Raw genomic sequence first — 17,035 nt, forward strand, 5'->3', positions numbered from 1 at the left:
GCGGTGACCCTGCTCTGCCTGCTGGCCGCCGAGCCTGAGCTGCGGGTCGGCATGCCGTCACCGGGCGCCTGGCTGGCGCCCTCCGAGCAGGCTCGCCTGCAGTCGCTGGGCACCGAGGCCCGGCGCGACACCTTCCTGGCCGGCCGCTGGCTGGCGCGCCGCGTGGTGCAGCGCTGGCTGGGCTCGGATGAGCCGCCTGCACTGGAGGTGGCCAGCAGCGGTGCCTGCCGCGTGGCGGGCCGTGGCGATGTGTTCGTGTCCATCAGCCACAGCGCCGGCACAGTCGCCTGCGCCGCGGCCGGGGTGCCGATCGGCATCGATGTGGAAAGCCTGGCTCGGCCGCGCGACCACCTGGCCCTGGCCGAGACGGTGCACAGCCCCGCGCAGCGCGCCGACCTGGCCGCCTTGCCGGTCGAGGCGCGCGCGCAGGTCTTTCTGCAGGCCTGGACGCTCAAGGAGGCCTGGCTCAAGGCGCGCGAACAGGGTCTGGACTTTGCGCTGATGCGGGCGCTGGACTTCAGCGACGACCCCGAGGGCGACGTGGCCGTCACGACCATCGGCGCTGTGGTGCTGGCTGTGGCCTGCAATCCCAAGTTGCCTGTGCGCATCGAAGGCCCCATGAATGCAGTGTGGCGCCGCTGCCGGGCGCGCAGGGCCGGCGAATAAACTGCTGGCCCCACGAAAGCAGTACGGAGGCAGGATGGCGCGATGGCGCTTCGCAGCGGCATTTGCAAGCCTGGCGTTGGTCGTCGCGACCCATGCCGCGGCCGACCCGTCGCCGCTGGCCGAGCATGTGTCGGTGAGCGCCCCGGTGCCCATCCGCCTGTTGCTGACTTTCGACGACGGCCCGAGCGCGCGGGAGACCGACAACCCGACGGTCCAGATCCTCGACGGCCTCGCGCGCAATGCCATCCAGCCGGGCATCAAGGCGCTGTTCTTCGTGCAGACGGGCGCCGTGAACGGCGGTGCGACACCGCGCGGCCAGGCGCTGATGCGCCGCACGCTGGCGGAGGGCCATGTGCTGGGTTTTCACACCGCGACGCCCGGCCACACCAGCCACACCAAGCTGAGTGATGAGCTGCTCGAAGGCAGCCTCAGCCAGGGCTTGGCGGCGCATATGGAATTGGCCGGCCGCCCCCCGGTGCTGGTGCGCCCGCCGCATTGGGCCTACGACGCGCGCACCTTCGCGGCCTATCAGCGCCATGGGCTCAGCGTCGTGATGACGGACCTGTCCGCCAACGACGGCAAGATCCCCTGGCCCAATGCCAGCCTGCGCCGGCGCTCGCATTTCGAGCACCAGATGCGCGAGCTGCGCCGGCGGATCACCGAGCTGCCGTTGGTGGACGGCGTGCGGCCGGTGGTCGTGACCTTCCACGATGCCAACCCCTTCACCGGCAGCCATGTCGACGAGTATCTGCAGATCCTCGTCGATGGCGCCAACAAGGCCGGGCTGGTGTTGGCCGATCCGCCGTTCTACGACTCGGCCGAATCCTTGGAAGCCGCTGCGCGGGCGCGGGCGCTGACCGACCCGAGCGTGCAGATCCGCATCCCGGGCTTCTGGACTTCGCTGCTGGCCTGGATCCTGCCCGAGCCTCCGCTGGACTGATCAGCCGGGCTTGCGAGCGACGGCGTTCAGCAGCGTTTCCTCGCGATTTTTCGGCTGGCCCAAGCCCAGCCATTCGCGCGCACCCAGGTCGCTGCGGCTCCACCACAGATAGGGCGTGCTGATGCGGTCCGCGTCCACCTGGAAGCCGGCCTCGAGCACCAGGGCGATGAACTCGTCCGCCGTGCGCTGCACATGCATGGGGTGGCGGAACAGCAGCCGGATGATCCAGCTGTGGATGTAGGCGCGCGTGCTCTCGGCCAGCAGCAGCAGGCCGCCGGGCTTAAGCACGCGAAACGCCTCGGCCAGGGCCGCTTTCTGGTCGACGATGTGGTGCAGGGTCTGGTGGCACAGCACGATGTCCACCGACGCGTCCGGCAGCGGAATGCGCTCGGCATGCGCCGCGTGCAGGGTGACGGGCACGGGGCAGGCTTTCACCATCGCGGCGCAGCGGGCCTCGAAGTCCGGCTCGGGGTCGAGTGCATGGATCTGGGCCGGCGCAAAGCGTGCCGCCATCTCCGGCAGGGAGTGGCCCTGGCCGGTGCCGATGTCTAGCATCACGCCGCCGCGCGGCGCGTCCGGCGCCATGCGCTGCAGGTCGCTCAGCGCACGGCCCAGCACGTGAACACGCCAGGTCACGGTGGACAGGAACCACAGGCCGAAACGGGTCTCGGGCACGAAGGCCAGTTTCTGGGAGGGGCGGGCGCTGGCTGTGTTCATGGGCGGCGGCCCCGAAAAAACAAGTCGGCGATGATAGGGCTTTGCCCCTTCGCGCCCGCCTGCCATGAGCTCCGAACCGTCCAGTTTCACCCTGCAAAGCCCCGATGGCGCGAGCGCCCAGTTCAGCTTGCACGGCGGCCACCTGCTGTCGTGGCGCCCACCCGGTGCCGGTGAGCAGCTGTATCTGTCGCCGCGCAGCGAATTCACGCCAGGCAAGGCCATCCGCGGCGGCGTGCCGGTGTGTTTCCCGCAGTTTGCCGAGCGCGGGCCGCTGCCCAAGCATGGCTTTGCGCGCACGCTGCCGTGGGAGCTGGTCCAGCAGCAGCAGGGCAAGGACGATGCGCTCGCCGTCATGCGCCTGCGCGACAGCGACGCGACGCGTGCGATCTGGCCGCATGCCTTCGAGCTGGAGTTGAGTGTGCGCGTGGGCGGCCGCAGCCTCGACATCGAACTCGCCTGTGAGAACCTCGGCGACGCACCGCTGCAGTTCACAGCGGCGCTGCATACCTATTTGCGCGTGGCCGACCTGGACGCGGTCAGCGTCGAAGGGCTGGCCGGCCTGCGCTATTTCGACAGCATCAAGCAGGCCGAGGCGTTGCAGCGCATGGATCTGCTGCTGACCGGCGAAAAGGGCGTGCTGGACCTGGATCGCATCTATTTCGGTGTCAAGGAGCGTCCGCTGCTGGTGACCGAGGACCGGCGCCAGGTGGCCGTCCGCCAGCAGGGTTTCGAAGATGCCGTGGTCTGGAACCCTGGCCCCGAGCGCTGCGCCAAGCTGGCCGACATGCCCCCCGAAGGCTGGTCGGAGATGCTGTGCGTGGAGGCGGCATGCATCGGTCGCCCCATCGAGCTGCAAGCCGGCGATACCTGGGTCGGCCGGCAGAGCCTGGCCTTGCTGTAGCCAGGCGCGGGCCGCTCAGCCCAGCAGCGGCTCGTCCGGCAGTTCGTTCAGGCGCGGCGTGGCGGCGCTCGCGTCACGCGGGAAGTGCGCCACCAGCAGCGCGTCCACGGCCGCGATGGCGTCGACCAGGCCCGGCTCGAAGCGGCCGGCGCGGAAGGCCTCGCTCATGGCCTGGACCAGCTGCTGCCAGTGACCGGCGCCCACGCGGCGCGCCAGCGCGCGGTCGGCGACGATCTCGATGCGGTGCTCGGCCAGCAGCAGGTAGATCAGCACGCCGTTGTTGTGCTCCGTGTCCCACACGCCCAGCTTGGCGAACATCGTGACGGCCCGTTCGCGCGCCGGCGCGTCGCGCCAGAGGTAGCTCAGTGGCAGGCTGGCTTCGACGCAGACGCGGATCTCGCCGCTGTGGCGCTGCTCGCTGTCGGCCACGCGCTGCTGAAGCCGCACCAGCGCCTCGGGTGGCAGCACGCGGCGGGCATCGTCCTCGTCCCAGAGGCGATGGCGGATGAAACGCTGGAGTGACAGGCGCGCCATCACCAGTCTCCCGAGGCGCCACCGCCGCCGAAGTTGCCGCCCCCGCCGGAAGAGAAGCCGCCGCCCCCACCCAAGCCACCACCCCCGCCGCCACCCCCGCCGAAGATGATGGGCGGGATCAGCATGCCGCCGCGGCGGCCGCTGAGTCCGGCAAGGCCGGAACTTCGTCGAGCGGCGCCGATGCCGAACAGGCCCACCAGCACCAGGGCCGCGACCGCGGCTATGCCGGCCACGACGAAGCCGCCGCCAAAGACCCAACCCGCCGCGCCGGCGGCGCCTGCCGTGGCCAGGCTGCCCAGCTTGCGGCCGAACAGGCCGGTCAGCAGCATGCCGACAACCGGCACGCCGATGAAGAAGAGCATGCCGAGGTCCTGGAAACCAAAGCCCTCGTTGTCACCGGCGTGCGGCGCGGAAGCGGGGGTTGGCAGGCCTTCGCCGTTGATGCGCGCCTGCAGTTTCTCGATGGCCGCCTGCAGGCCGCCGGCGTAGTCGCCATTGCGGAAGGCCGGCTTCATGGCCGTGTCGATGATCTGCCGCGCGGCCAGGTCGGGCACCGCGCCTTCGAGGGCCTTGGCCACCTCGATGCGCATCTTGCGGTCGTTCTTGGCGACGACGATCAGCAGCCCGTCACCCACTTCGCGGCGGCCGATCTTCCACTGGTCGGCGACGCGCTGGGCATAGGCGGCGATGTCCTCGGGCGCGGTCGTCGGCACCATCAGCACCACGATCTGCGGCCCCGACGCGCGCTCGTAGGCGGCCAGCCGGTCTTCGAGTGCCTGGCGCTGCGCGGCGTCGAGCGTGGTGGTCTGGTCGATGACGCGGGCATTCAGTCCCGGCACAGGCTGCACGCCCTGGGCCTGGACCCACGGCGCCGCCAACAGCAGCAGCAAGGCAGTCAGCCAGCGCATCGCGCGGCTACTTCGACGCGGCCGGTGCCGTCGGCTTGGCCGTTGTGCCGAAGTCCACCGTCGGCGCCGTCGTGATGGCCGCCTCGTTCTGTACGGTGAAGTTGGGCTTGGCCTTGTAGCCGAACAGCATGGCCGTCAGGTTGTTCGGGAAGCTGCGCGTGTGGACGTTGTAGCTGGCCACCGTCTGGATGTAGCGGTTGCGCGCCACGGTGATGCGGTTCTCGGTGCCTTCGAGCTGCACGCGCAGATCCTGGAAGCCCTGGTTGGCTTTCAGGTTGGGATAGTTCTCGGTGACCACCAGCAGCCGGGACAGCGCGCTGCTCAGCTCACCCTGTGCGGCCTGGAACTTCTTCAACGCCTCGGGGTCGTTGACCAGCTCCGGCGTGGCCTGCACGCTGGTCGCGCGGGCGCGCGCCTCGACGACGCGGGTCAGCGTCTCCTGCTCGAAACTGGCCTCACCCTTGACCGTGTTGACGATGTTGGGAATGAGGTCGGCCCGGCGCTGGTACTGGCTCAGCACCTCGGCCCAGCTGGCGCTGACCTGCTCGTCAAGGGTCTGGAACTGGTTGTAGCCGCAGCCCGACAGGCTGGCGGCGGCCGCCACGGTGACGAGGATTCGGATCATGGACGCATCTCGCTGCTGGGAGGATGGCAGACAAGGGCAAACGACGCTCCCGCGACGCGCCGGATCGTGCCGGGGCCAGCAGGGATAATTTGGTCATGTTCGCCCCCCTGCAAAACGACACCTTCCTGCGCGCCTGCCTGCGCCAGCCCACCGAGCACACGCCCATCTGGCTGATGCGCCAGGCGGGCCGCTACCTGCCCGAGTACCGCGCCACGCGCGAGAAGGCCGGCAGCTTTATGGGCCTGGCCACCAACCGCGACTACGCCACCGAGGTGACGTTGCAGCCGCTGGAGCGTTTCCCGCTGGACGCCGCCATCCTGTTCAGCGACATCCTGACGGTGCCCGACGCGATGGGCCTGGGCCTGTCCTTCCAGCAGGGCGAGGGCCCGAAATTCGCAAGGCAGGTCCGCGACGAGGCCGCGGTGGCAGCGCTGGAAGTACCCGACATGGACAAGCTGCGCTATGTCTTCGACGCCGTCACATCCATCCGCGAGGCCTTGAACGGCCGCGTGCCGCTGATCGGCTTCTCCGGAAGCCCCTGGACCCTGGCCTGCTACATGGTGGAAGGCGGGGGCTCCGACGACTACCGCCTCGTCAAGAGCCTGATGTATTCGCGCCCCGACCTGATGCACCGCATCCTGGACGTGAACGCCCGCTCGGTGGCCGCCTATCTGAACGCCCAGATCGAAGCCGGTGCCCAGGCCGTCATGCTGTTCGACTCCTGGGGCGGCGTGCTGGCCGACGGCGCCTTCCAGCAGTTCAGCCTGGCCTATTCGCGCCAGGTGCTGAGCCAGGTGAAGACCGAGCACGGTGGCGTGCGCATTCCTCGGCTGCTGTTCACCAAGGGCGGCGGCCTGTGGCTGGACGAGATTGCCGACGCCGGCGCCGACGTCGTCGGCCTGGACTGGACGATGAACCTTGGCGCCGCCCGTGCCCGCGTGGGCGATCGGGTCGCGCTGCAGGGCAACCTCGACCCCAATGTGCTGTTCGCGCCACCCGAAACCGTACGTGCTCAGGCCCGGGCCGTGCTGGACAGCTTCGGCAAGCCCGCCGCCGGCCACGGCCATGTCTTCAACCTTGGCCATGGCATCAGCCAGTTCACACCGCCCGAGAGCGTGGAAGCCTTGGTGGACGAGGTTCACCAGCATTCGCGCCGCCTGCGAACTGCAGCCTGACAGGGCCGTCAAATCTGCAGTTCCGCGATGACTTATCCCCAAAATTCGGGAGGCGAGGGCGGCGGACTGTCGTTGGTGCGGCGCACCTAAGAGTTTTCCCGAATTCGTGCTAAGTGCTTGATTTTCAAGGCAGCACTCAAATGGCGCCGACGAACGGATTTGGGGCGGTTCGTCCCGCTCTGGCGCTCTATCGGCCCGCACGGGGCGATTTGCTCACAAACTTATCCACAGAAATTGTGGGCAACCCAAGAGCCTTTAAGAATCATGTACTTGCAGCCACTTGCTGAGCCACTGCTTCACAAGAAGCGCGGAGCTGCGCATGGCTGAAGCTGAAGGCCCTGCAACGGTGCGCGTGGCGGTCGACGCCCCTCAGCACAGCGGCTTGAATGGCCCGCTTGACTACGCGAGTGAGCAGGCGCTCGCATCAGGCACTTTGGTGCGGGTGCCGCTGGGCAAGCGTGAACTGCTGGGCATCGTCTGGCCGGGCGACGAAACCATGGCGCCAGACGTCACCCTGCGGCCGGTGGCCGCCGTTTTTGACGCGTTGACGCCGCTGGGCGCCGACTGGTGCCGGCTGCTGGATTTCGCCGCCGGCTATTACCAGCGCAGCGTAGGCGAACTGGCCAGCGCGGTGCTGCCGCCGCAGTTGCGTGAACTTTCGCCTGATCAGTTGGCTGCGCGTTTGCGCAAGCTGGACCGCAAGGTCGCCAAGGCGGTCGCCGTGCCGGAACCGGTCCGGCCCGAGCTGGCGCCGGAGCAGGCCGAGGCCGTCACCCGCATCACGGCCCAGATCGACGGCGGCGAGCGCAAGCCGCTGCTGCTGTTCGGCGTGACCGGCAGCGGCAAGACCGAGGTCTATCTGCGCGCCGCCGAAGCCGCGCTGGCGGCGGGCCGCCAGGTGCTGGTGCTGGTGCCCGAGATCAACCTGACGCCGCAACTGGAGGCCCGCTTCACCGAACGCTTCGCGGCGCTGCTGCCTCAGCCCCTGGCCATCGTGTCGCTGCACAGCGCGCTGACGCCGGCCCAGCGCCTGCAGAACTGGCTGGCCGCCCACCTCGGCCGCGCGCGGCTGGTGCTGGGCACGCGGCTGGCGGTATTCGCGTCGATGCCGGCGCTGGGGCTGATCGTCGTCGACGAGGAACACGACCCTTCCTACAAGCAGCAGGACGGTGCCCGCTATTCGGCGCGTGACCTGGCGGTCTGGCGCGCGCATGACCTTCAAGTACCCGTCGTGCTCGGCTCGGCCACGCCGTCGCTGGAGAGCTGGCAGCACGCCGAAAGTGGCCGTTATGAGCGCCTGACGCTGGCCGCCCGCATCGGCGGCGGCGCACTGCCCCGCGTCAGGCTCTTCGACATGAAGGCCCTGCCGCCCACCGCTGGCGTGACGACCGCACTGACCGCGCCGCTGCTGGCCGAGCTGAAGGCACGACTGGAGCGCGGCGAGCAAAGCCTCGTCTTCCTGAACCGCCGCGGCTATGCACCGGTGCTGCATTGCGGCGAATGCCAGTGGAAGAGCGACTGCCCCCACTGCAGCGCCTGGCGCGTCTTCCACAAGCGCGACCGCACGCTGCGCTGCCACCACTGCGGCTTCACGGAGCGCGTGCCAAGCGCCTGCCCCAACTGCGGCAACCACGACATCGCGCCCATTGGCCGTGGCACCGAGAAGCTGGAGGAGCAGCTCGGCGAGGCCTTGCCCGGTGCGCGCGTGCTGCGCATCGACGCCGACTCGACGCGCCGCAAGGGCGAGCTGGAGGCGCAGCTGCAGGCCGTGCATGACGGCGACGTCGACATCCTCGTCGGCACGCAGATGATCACCAAGGGCCACGACTTCCGGCGCATCCGCTTTGTGGCCGCGGTGAACCCCGACGGCGCCCTGTTCAGCAGCGACTTTCGCGCGCCGGAGCGCCTGTTTGCCTTGTTGATGCAGGCCGGCGGCCGGGCAGGGCGCGATGCCTCGGGCGAGACAAGGGCCGAGATGTGGGTGCAGACCTGGCACCGCGACCATGCCCTCTACCAGGCCCTGGCGCGCCATGACTATGTGCGCTTTGCTGCCGACCAGCTCGCCGAGCGTCGTTCGGCCAGCCTGCCGCCCTTTGCCCACCTGGCCCTGCTGCGTGCCGAGGCGCGCACGGTGGAAGCGGCCAAGGCCTTCCTGGCGGCGGCGGCCGAGCTGGCGCATGACGAGGGCGTGCTGGTCTACCCGCCGGTGCCGCATGCCGTGGCGCGCGTGGCCGACGTGGAGCGCATGCAGATGCTGGTGGAGGCCACGCAGCGCGCACGGCTGCAGGCCTTCCTGCGCGGCTGGGTGCCGGAGCTGATCGCGCTCAAGCGCGAGCACAAGGCCGTGCTGCGCTGGGCCGTGGACGTGGATCCTTTGGCGATCTAACCAAGCCAGAATGCGGCGATGGACACCCATCGCCGCCACCTGCTGCAGCTGTCCCTGGCCGCCGGCCTCGCGCCCGGCTTATTGCGCCATGCGCGAGCGGACGTGGCGCCGCGCTTCGCGCTGGGCATCGCATCCGGCCACCCGACGCCTGACGGCATGGTGCTGTGGACCCGGCTGACCGGCGCTGACCTGCCGGCGCGCGTCGAGGTGCGCTGGGAGGTTGCGGAGGATGAAGCCTTTCAGCGCCGCGTCGCCTCGGGCACCGAGATCGCTGAAGGCGCCTGGGCGCACAGCGTGCATGCCGAGCCCGCAGGGCTCAAGCCGGGCCGCTGGTACTGGTATCGCTTCGAGGCGCTGGGCCAGCACAGCACGGCAGGCCGCACGCGCACCACGCCGGCCGCGGACGCGCTGGAGCCGCTGCGCTTTGCCATCGCCAGCTGCCAGCGCTGGGACCACGGCTTCTTCGCCGCCTGGCGCCACATGCTGGCCGAGGAGCTGGACCTGGTCATGTTCCTGGGCGACTACATCTATGAATACGGCGCGGCACCGGGCCGCGTGCGGGCCGTGGAAGGCGGTGCTGCCGTGACGCTGGACCAGTACCGCGGCCGCTACGCGCAGTACAAGTCCGACCCCGCGCTGCAGGCCATGCATGCCGCCGTGCCCTGGCTGTACGTGTGGGACGACCACGAGGTCGAGAACGATTACGCCGGGCTGCGCGGCGAGAAGATCGCGCAGGACTTCCCGGCGCGCCGGGCCGCCGCCTACCAGGCCTGCTGGGAGCACCAGCCCCTGCCCAAGGCCTGGCGCCCGCGCGGTGTGGAGATGCGCATGCATGGCCGCCACACCTGGGGGCGGCTGGCCGTCATCCATGCGCTGGACGACCGCCAGTACCGCGACCCGCAGCTGTGCACCAAGGCCGGCAGATACGGCAGCAACACGCTGCCGCTGCGGGAGTGCCCGGAGCTGCTGGACCCGAAACGCACGCTGCTGGGCGCGGCCCAGGAACGCTGGCTGGCCGAGGGCTGGGACACCACGCCGGGCCGCTGGAATCTCGTCGCACAGCAGACGTTGATGGCGCGCATGAACTGGAACGCGACTGAGCCCACCTACTGGACCGACGGTTGGGATGGCTACGCGCCGGCCCGCAACCGGCTGCTGGCGACCGTGCGCGAACGCCAGGTGCCCAACGTCGTCGTGCTGGGCGGCGACGTGCATTCGCACGTCGTGGCAGACCTGAAGGCCGACTTCGACGACCCCGACTCGCCCGTCGTCGCCAGCGAGTTCTGCGGCAGTTCCATCACCAGTTGGGGTGGCAAGCAGCAGCGGTTGGACGAGGTGTTGCCGCACAACCCGCACCTGCACTACGGCCGCAGCGACCAGCGTGGCTACATGGCCTTCGTGGTCGACAAGGCGGGGCTGCGGGCGGCGGTTCGGTCGCTGGACGATGCCCTGCAGCCTGACAGCGCCATCCGGACGGTGGCACGTTTCGCCGTGCAAGACGGCCGAGCCGGCGTGCAGCCCGCCTGACGGCAGCGGCTCAGCGCGGGCGCGGCGTGGGGGCCGTCAGCGCGGCGGCCAGCGCCGTGGCGCGGCGCGCCTCGGCCTGGCGGCGCAGCGTACGCGGCAGCAGCAGGCAGCCCGCCAGCGCGGCGAAAGTCAGCGCCAGGCTGCCGGGCTCGGGGATGCGGTTCAGGTTGACGTTGTCGAGGTTGCCGCCCAGGCCGTCGCTGGTGCCCACGGATGCGAAGCTCAGCAGGTTGCGGCCGGCCTGTGCCGTCAGGCTGAACTTGACCTCGGTCCATTGATTGCCGCTGCCGCCGAGGCCGCTCAGGGTGGCGCCGAGCTGCACGCCGTTCCAGAACGCCTGCATGCCGTTGGTCGACGCGGCCTGGAGCTCGCGCGGTGCATACCAGAAGCTCAGTTCATAGCGTGCGCCAGCGCTGAGGTTGTCGAGGTATTGACCGATCAGCGTGTTGCCGTTGGTGTCGAGCTCGAGGTAGTTGCGGCCGTCCTGGGCCGTGCCGGCGACGTTGTTGCGGACTTCGAAACCGCTGCCGGGCCCGCCGAGCCAGGTCCAGCCCGGCGTGGTGACCACGTTGACCCAGTTGCCGTTGGCCACGGCCGTGCTCTCGAAGCTGCCGTTGACGAGCAGGTTCACCGGCGCGGGGGCGGCCAGTGCGGAACTGCCGAAGGCAATCAGAGCGAGCAGGGACAGGGCGCGTTTCATGGGCGGGGGCAGGCGGTGTGATGACTGGCCGCGATTCTTTAGCCAGCTCTGCCCCGCGCCGGGTGCAGAGTTCACACTCGCGAAACCACCCCCCTCAGGCCGGTGTGCCGCCTGTGAAGCAATTCACTGAAAACGGTTGTTGGGGACTGAGGTATTTCGGGCCGAGCGCTGGGCCTGCCATGGGCCAGAGGCCCATGGCCTTGCGTAGGCACAAGCAGTCCGCAGGGACTGCTTGTGTCCGACTCCAGTTCACCGAGCCGGCCCGCTTGGGCGATGTGCTTGCGGCTCGATGCCGCAAGCATCGCCGTCCCCTCGGGGGCTTCGGCCGGACACATTGCGCCCGGTGGGCGCGATGTGCCTGCCGAAGAGCTGCGGCACTGCCGCAGCGCGGTCTGCAAGACCGATCAGGCACGCCTGCGTTCAGTAGGGCGTGGCTGGGCGAGGGGCAGTTTTACCGCGGCGTGTGCGCGAGGGTGCTGGCCAGTGCCGCGGCACGGCGCTGTTGCTCCTGGCGACGCAGGGCGCGGCTCACGGGGCGCGCAACTGCCAGGGCCAGAGCACCAAGGACGATCAGCAGCGAGCCCGTGTCGACCTCGGCGGGCAGAGCGTCGAACTCGGTTTCGGCCTGGCGGTTGGCCGGCGTCCAGTGGGCGTTGCCGTTGAACGACGTCAGGCTGGCCGAGCCGAGGCGGCCGGCATCGGCAATCACGGTGGCCGTCGTCGTGTCGACGATGGGTTGGCGCGCTTCACGCGTGGCGCCGGCCGGGGTCGAGGAACTCAGGGCAGCGAGGACGGCAGCAAGGACCAGGGCTTTCATGTGCAGGCTCACCGGAAAGAAGGGCTGGATCGCATTGTTCGCAGCCTACCGTGGCGAGGTTGTGAAGACTTCACGCGCTCGGGGGGTACCCCCGCGAATGAGCGCTTCAGTCTTGACTATTGAGAAGCCCCTCGTCCAAGGAGTACCTTGACCGGTCCCCCGAGGGGACAGCGATGCTTGCGGCATCAAGCCGCAAGCACATCGCCAGGGCGGGCCGGCTCGGGAGCGGCCCAGCGCTCGCCCCGCAGAAAGGCACTACGGCGGCGGCTATTGGGGTGCCGCCCGCGCGGCTGCCTTGGCGGCCAGTTCTTCGCGCATGCGCTTGAGCTTTTCCCGGGGATCTTCACGGGTGATGCCTTCGTGCAGCTTCATCTCGGCCAGGAAGCGGCTGGGAATGCCCACGACGGTATCGCGGCCTTTCTTGCGCCGGCGCAACGTCGACACGGCCAGCGTCGTGCGCGCCCGCGTGATGCCGACGTACATCAGCCGCCTCTCCTCCTGCAGCGCCTCGGCCGTCAGCTCGGCTTCCTCGCGCTTGAAGGGCAACAGGCCCTCGTTGACGCCAGCCAGCACCACGTGGGGCCATTCCAGGCCCTTGGAGGCGTGGAGCGTGGTCAGCGTGACCTGGTCCTGGTCCTCGCCGCGCTCGGCCAGCGACAGGATGACGCTGATGGTCTGGGCCACGTCCAGCACGCTCTGCTTGGGCTCGGTGAAGCTGACGCCGCCTTCCTCGCTGTGCTGGCCGCCGCAGCGCTTGGCGATCCAGTCGACGAAGTCCAGCACATTGCCCCAGCGCGCCTGGGCGACCTTCTCGTTCTCCTCGTTGTCGAGCAGATGGGCCTCGTAGGCGATGTCCTTGAGCCACTCCGTCAGCATCGCGTGAGCCGCGGTGTGGCCTTCGGTATGTTTGGCCTTGTATTGCAGCTCGTTCACAGTGCGGCCGAACTCGTGCAGGCCGTCCAGGGCGCGCTTGGTCAGCGAAGTGGCCAGGCTCTCGGCGAACAGCGCCTCGAACATGCTGCACTTCCACTGCGCCGAGAAGGTGCCCAGGGCGCCCAAGGTCTGGTGGCCGATGCCGCGCTTGGGCGTCGTCACGGCGCGCAGGAAGGCCGGGTCGTCGTCCTGGTTCACCAGCAGGCGCAGCCAGGCACACAGGTCCTTGATCTCGGCCTTGTCGAAGAAGCTCTGGCCGCCCGAGACCTTGTAGGGGATCTGGGCGCGGCGCAGGGCCTGCTCGAAGATGCGTGCCTGGTGGTTGGCGCGGTACAGGATCGCAAAGTCGCGGTATTGAGGTCCCTTGCCATCGGCACGCAGCTGCTGGATGCGCGCCACGGCGCGCTCGGCCTCGTGCTCCTCGCCGTCAGCCTCCAGCAGCGCGATGGGCTCGCCGTCGCCGAACTCGCTCCACAGCTTCTTCTCGAAGATCTTGGGGTTGCCGGCGATGACGTTGTTGGCCGCGCGCAGGATGCTGCCGGTGGAGCGGTAGTTCTGCTCCAGCGGGATGACCTTCAGCTTGGGGTAGTCGGTCGGCAGGCGCTTCAGGTTCTCGATGGTCGCACCGCGCCAGCCATAGATGGACTGGTCATCGTCGCCCACGGCCGTGAACATGCCGCGCTCGCCGACGAGCGCCTTCAGCAGCTCGTACTGCACGGCGTTGGTGTCCTGGTATTCGTCCACCAGCACATAGCGCAGCTTGTTCTGCCACTTCTCGCGCGCCTCGGCGTCGCTGCTGAGCAGCTTGAGCGGCAGCGTGATGAGGTCGTCGAAGTCCACCGCCTGGTAGGCGGCCAAGCGCTCCTGGTAGCGCACCATGACGGCGGCGGCCGAGCGTTCATCCTCGTCCTTGGCCACCTGCGCTGCCTGGGCCGCGTCCAGCCCCTGGTTCTTCCACAGCGAGATGGTCCACTGCCAGCGCCGCGCCTGGTTCACATCCGTCGTGCCGCCGGCGTCCTTCAGCACGTTGAGCACATCGTCGCTGTCGAGGATGGAGAACTGCTCTTTCAGCCCGACCCGCGAGCCCTCCTCGCGCAGCAGGCGCACGCCCAGTGAGTGGAAGGTCGAGATTGCCAGGTCCTTGGCCGCCTTGTTGCCGACGAGTGCCTTGGCCCGCTCGCGCATTTCCTGCGCGGCCTTGTTCGTGAAGGTGATGGCGGCGATCTGGCTGGGCCGATAGCCCGACACCAGCAGCTGCGCGATCTTGGTCGTGATGACGCGCGTCTTGCCCGAGCCCGCGCCAGCGATGACGAGGCAGGGACCGCTCAGGTGGTAGACGGCTTCGAGTTGGGCCGGGTTGAGGCCAGCGGCGGGCGGGGATGACATGTCTTTGGTGGCGGCTCTGCTTGCGGGCCGAGCGACGGGCCGCTCCCAAGCCGGCCCGCGCTGGCGATGTGCTTGCGGTTCAACGCCGCAAGCATCGCCGTCCCGTAGGGGGACCGGCCAAGGTACACCTTGGACGAGGGGCGCACATCATGCCACTCGCGCTACCCCTTCCCCTGGCAAGGCCCGCAGCCCCAGCCCCAGTAGCAGCAGCGTGAAGAAAACGAAGCCGACGCGGGGCACGTCCAGCAGGCTGTCGAAAGCGCCCACGGTACCTAAGCCGATCAGCGCGGCGACGATAGCCGGCGCCAGCGGATGGTCGCGACCGCGGCCGAAGCTCAGGCGCACCAGCACCAGCAGGTAGGCCCCACCCAGCAGGGCCAGGCCCACCAGGCCCTGCTCGAACAGCACGTGCAGGGCCGCGTTCTTGATATGCCAGGGCAGGTGGTGGCGGTCGCTGGAGAAGAACCAACGTGCCATCTCGCGGTTGAAATCGCCATTGACCAGCAGCTGGCGCCCCTGGGCGTCCTGCATCGCGATGCGAGCGATGTCGACGCGCGCCGCGCGCGTGTCCAGCGCCATGGAGAAGGTCACGAAGCGCGGGGCCCACCAGTCGCCGCCCAGCGCTGGCACCGGCCCGAGCTTGAATTCGCTGGTCTGCCAGGCACCCATGCCGGCTGTTGCCGCGGCAGGCGCCGTGGCTTCGGCGCCGCCTTCCGCCGGCGCCTCGGCCCGCAGCGGCTTGAGCATCGGCTCGACGCTGTGGCAGTTGTCCGGGTAGATGAGGTTCTTCTCGCAGATCTGCAGCACCAGATTCGCGTCGGCCGCCGTGCGGTGCACCAGGGTGATGGCAACAGGCCCGGCCGCCGGTGCGGTGATGCGCTGGCTGACGCGGAACTGTTCGCCGCGGCCCAGCGCATGCTTGCCGGCGGCCAGCGCCAGATAGGACTCGGTCGGGTCGTGGCGCAGCCGGTAGTCGCCCACCTGGCTGCTGACCGGGCCCTCGTAGAAATTGCTCGGCACAAAGCGCCCCGCGCCCTTGCCCAGCAGCCACTGGCGGCCGCCGTGCAGCAGGTGCAGGCCCTCGCGCCAATGCGTCAGGCGGGTCTGGCCGTCCTCCTTCCAGGTGGCCACCCGGTCACGCAGATAGGCGCCGCCGCCCAGGGCCGCGACGATGGCCATCACCATCAGCAGGCCGGCAACCAGCAGGGCGCGCTTGCGCCAGCCCGCGGCGCCGTGGCTGTCCTTGCCCTGCAAGGGCCACAGGCGCGGCTCCACCAGCATGGCCGCCCACACGCCGGCCAGAGCCAGGCCTGCTGCCAGCGCCGTCCAGCGGCCCGTGGTGCCGCTCCAGTAGTCGGCCACGATGACCATGGTGGCCAGCAGCGAGAACCAGGCCGTCGCGACCAGCAGCACATACAGGGGCCGTGCCTGCCCCGGCTGGTCGCGCCAGCGCAGCGCGGCGCAGCACAGCAGCGCGACGACGTTGAGCACATAGGCCGCCTTCGGCACGGCCATGGACAAGGCCCAGCTCGCGCCACCGAGCAACAGGGCCAGCAGGCCGCCCATGATCAGCGCCGTCAGCCGCTGGCTCAAGGTGGGCAGCCACAGGCTGGCCGGCATGGCCAGCAGGATGACCATGACAAAGAACAGGGCCAGCAGGCCGCGGTAGCCACCGCTGCCGAATATCAGAGCGGCCGCCAGCGCGAAGGCGCCGGCCATGGCAAGCGCCCCGACCTTGGCCAGGCGCGGCAGCGGCTCGTCGACAGCGCCCAGCGTGCTGTCGATCTGGCTGCTTTCCGGGCCCGAGGCTGCGGCGCGGCGGCGCTGGGCGTCGGCCAGCATGACCATGGGGATGAGAGCCAGCGGCAACGCCAGGTAGACGCCGCGCGAGAAAGTGGTGAGGCAGGCATAGGCCGCCAGCAGCGCGATGACAAGACCGATGGCAAAGCGCCAGGGCGAGCGCGTGCGCAGCAGGGCCAGCAGGGCGAAGGGCAGGGTCAGCACCAGGAAGCCGTCCAGGGCCGCGCCGCCGACATGCATCTCCCAGAAAAGGGCCGTGGTGCGGTAGTCGGTCGAGAAGTCCAGCACGCCGGGGTAGGCCAGGCGCTCCCACAGCGCGGCGGCACTGGCGCCGGCCAGGGCCAGCACCAGGCCGAGCAGCAGGCCGCGCGAGAAACCTCTTGGACGCGCGGTGGCTGCGGCCGTCCACAGCGGCAGCAGGGCCAGCGCCAGGAAGATGGCCTTGGCGTTGCGCACCGAGTTCATCGCCTCGTGATAGCCATGGAACCAGCCGAAGGTGAAGCCACCGGCGTCGGCGAAACCGCGCCTGATGCTCCAGGCCGCGGACAGCGCCAGGGCCATCATCAGCACGACGACGACCGGCGAATAGACGAGGCCGTGGCGCCAGGCCGGCGCGCGGTCGCGCGCGTTCAGCTGCAGCGCATAGGCCAGATAACCGCCGCAGCCGCAGGCGGTGACGAGCAGGTCCATCTCCTCGAAGCTGATCCAGCCGGTCCAGGGCGCCAGGCCGATCAGGGGCAGCGGCGCGAGCACAAGAACGGGCGTCTTGACCCAGAACAGCGCCGCCAGCAGCACAGCGGCGCCCCAGGCAGCCAGTGCGAGCGGCCCCGACAGCGGGTGGTGCCAGGCCAACTCGGCGCCCACGAGGCCAAAGCCGACGCCGGCCGCGAGGGCCAGCCACTGAGTCTTGGTGGCGGGCAGCTTGAGTTGCAGTTCGCCCAGGCCCATCAGGCCCTGGGTGGCGGGGGCGGCCCCGACCGCGGCCATCAGCACGCCCGCCGGTTCAAGCCGGCAGGGATC

The 17,035-nt window shown here is 69.6% G+C and carries 14 protein-coding genes; 6 read left to right on the forward strand and 8 right to left on the reverse strand.

The features are described from left to right. The first annotated feature begins 3 nt into the window (after nucleotides 1-3). Together ACXJLH_RS24035 and ACXJLH_RS24040 are read left to right on the forward strand one after the other, a co-directional pair. Nucleotides 4-666: a 4'-phosphopantetheinyl transferase family protein gene (locus ACXJLH_RS24035; RefSeq protein ID WP_457446756.1), complete on the forward strand. Its 663-nt coding sequence runs from the start codon at nucleotides 4-6 to the stop codon at nucleotides 664-666. Nucleotides 667-700: 34 nt separating this feature from the next. Continuing rightward, complete coding sequence (locus ACXJLH_RS24040) at nucleotides 701-1,606, forward strand: polysaccharide deacetylase family protein (protein ID WP_457389423.1); 906 nt, start codon at nucleotides 701-703, stop codon at nucleotides 1,604-1,606. On the opposite strand, the gene ACXJLH_RS24045 is transcribed toward ACXJLH_RS24040, so the two are convergent. Continuing rightward, nucleotides 1,607-2,323 (reverse strand): class I SAM-dependent methyltransferase, encoded by a 717-nt coding sequence (locus ACXJLH_RS24045; RefSeq protein ID WP_457446758.1) that lies wholly within the window; start codon nucleotides 2,321-2,323, stop codon nucleotides 1,607-1,609. 64 nt (nucleotides 2,324-2,387) lie between these two features. Here ACXJLH_RS24045 and ACXJLH_RS24050 point away from each other — a divergent pair, with 64 nt between their 5' ends. Beyond that, the gene (locus ACXJLH_RS24050) at nucleotides 2,388-3,224 is read left to right on the forward strand and encodes a D-hexose-6-phosphate mutarotase (protein WP_457446760.1); all 837 of its coding nucleotides are present in this window, start codon (nucleotides 2,388-2,390) and stop codon (nucleotides 3,222-3,224) included. Nucleotides 3,225-3,239: 15 nt separating this feature from the next. On the opposite strand, the gene ACXJLH_RS24055 is transcribed toward ACXJLH_RS24050, so the two are convergent. From ACXJLH_RS24055 to ACXJLH_RS24065, 3 genes are read right to left on the reverse strand one after another with little or no spacing between them, the layout of a single operon-like run. Then, nucleotides 3,240-3,758: a TPM domain-containing protein gene (locus ACXJLH_RS24055; protein ID WP_457321163.1), complete on the reverse strand. Its 519-nt coding sequence runs from the start codon at nucleotides 3,756-3,758 to the stop codon at nucleotides 3,240-3,242. Further along, nucleotides 3,758-4,666: a TPM domain-containing protein gene (locus ACXJLH_RS24060; protein ID WP_457446762.1), complete on the reverse strand. Its 909-nt coding sequence runs from the start codon at nucleotides 4,664-4,666 to the stop codon at nucleotides 3,758-3,760. Before ACXJLH_RS24060 ends, ACXJLH_RS24055 begins: the two co-directional genes overlap by 1 nt. Nucleotides 4,667-4,673: 7 nt before the next feature. Next, complete coding sequence (locus tag ACXJLH_RS24065) at nucleotides 4,674-5,291, reverse strand: LemA family protein (protein ID WP_457446764.1); 618 nt, start codon at nucleotides 5,289-5,291, stop codon at nucleotides 4,674-4,676. A 95-nt stretch (nucleotides 5,292-5,386) separates the two neighbouring features. Between ACXJLH_RS24065 and hemE the strand changes: the two genes are divergently transcribed. From hemE to ACXJLH_RS24080, 3 genes are all read left to right on the forward strand, one after another. Continuing rightward, on the forward strand, nucleotides 5,387-6,466 hold the full coding sequence (hemE, locus tag ACXJLH_RS24070) for a uroporphyrinogen decarboxylase (protein ID WP_457321157.1): 1,080 nt from the start codon (nucleotides 5,387-5,389) through the stop codon (nucleotides 6,464-6,466). A gap of 319 nt (nucleotides 6,467-6,785) precedes the next feature. Then, nucleotides 6,786-8,852, forward strand: coding sequence for a primosomal protein N' (locus tag ACXJLH_RS24075; RefSeq protein WP_457446766.1), 2,067 nt, complete (start codon nucleotides 6,786-6,788; stop codon nucleotides 8,850-8,852). Nucleotides 8,853-8,870: 18 nt separating this feature from the next. Then, nucleotides 8,871-10,379, forward strand: a complete 1,509-nt coding sequence (locus ACXJLH_RS24080; protein ID WP_457446768.1) for an alkaline phosphatase D family protein — start codon at nucleotides 8,871-8,873, stop codon at nucleotides 10,377-10,379. A 10-nt stretch (nucleotides 10,380-10,389) separates the two neighbouring features. On the opposite strand, the gene ACXJLH_RS24085 is transcribed toward ACXJLH_RS24080, so the two are convergent. From ACXJLH_RS24085 to ACXJLH_RS24100, 4 genes are all read right to left on the reverse strand, one after another. Continuing rightward, complete coding sequence (locus tag ACXJLH_RS24085) at nucleotides 10,390-11,079, reverse strand: hypothetical protein (RefSeq protein WP_457350543.1); 690 nt, start codon at nucleotides 11,077-11,079, stop codon at nucleotides 10,390-10,392. A 451-nt stretch (nucleotides 11,080-11,530) separates the two neighbouring features. Next, complete coding sequence (locus ACXJLH_RS24090; RefSeq protein WP_056205481.1) at nucleotides 11,531-11,896, reverse strand: hypothetical protein; 366 nt, start codon at nucleotides 11,894-11,896, stop codon at nucleotides 11,531-11,533. 267 nt (nucleotides 11,897-12,163) lie between these two features. Beyond that, nucleotides 12,164-14,215 carry an ATP-dependent helicase gene (locus tag ACXJLH_RS24095; RefSeq protein ID WP_457446770.1) on the reverse strand — a complete coding sequence of 684 codons (2,052 nt, stop codon included), beginning with the start codon at nucleotides 14,213-14,215 and terminating at the stop codon, nucleotides 12,164-12,166. Nucleotides 14,216-14,362: 147 nt separating this feature from the next. Beyond that, the gene (locus tag ACXJLH_RS24100) at nucleotides 14,363-17,008 is read right to left on the reverse strand and encodes a hypothetical protein (protein WP_457446772.1); all 2,646 of its coding nucleotides are present in this window, start codon (nucleotides 17,006-17,008) and stop codon (nucleotides 14,363-14,365) included. Nucleotides 17,009-17,035 lie beyond the last annotated feature (27 nt).

This window comes from Roseateles sp. P5_E4, assembly GCF_054049255.1.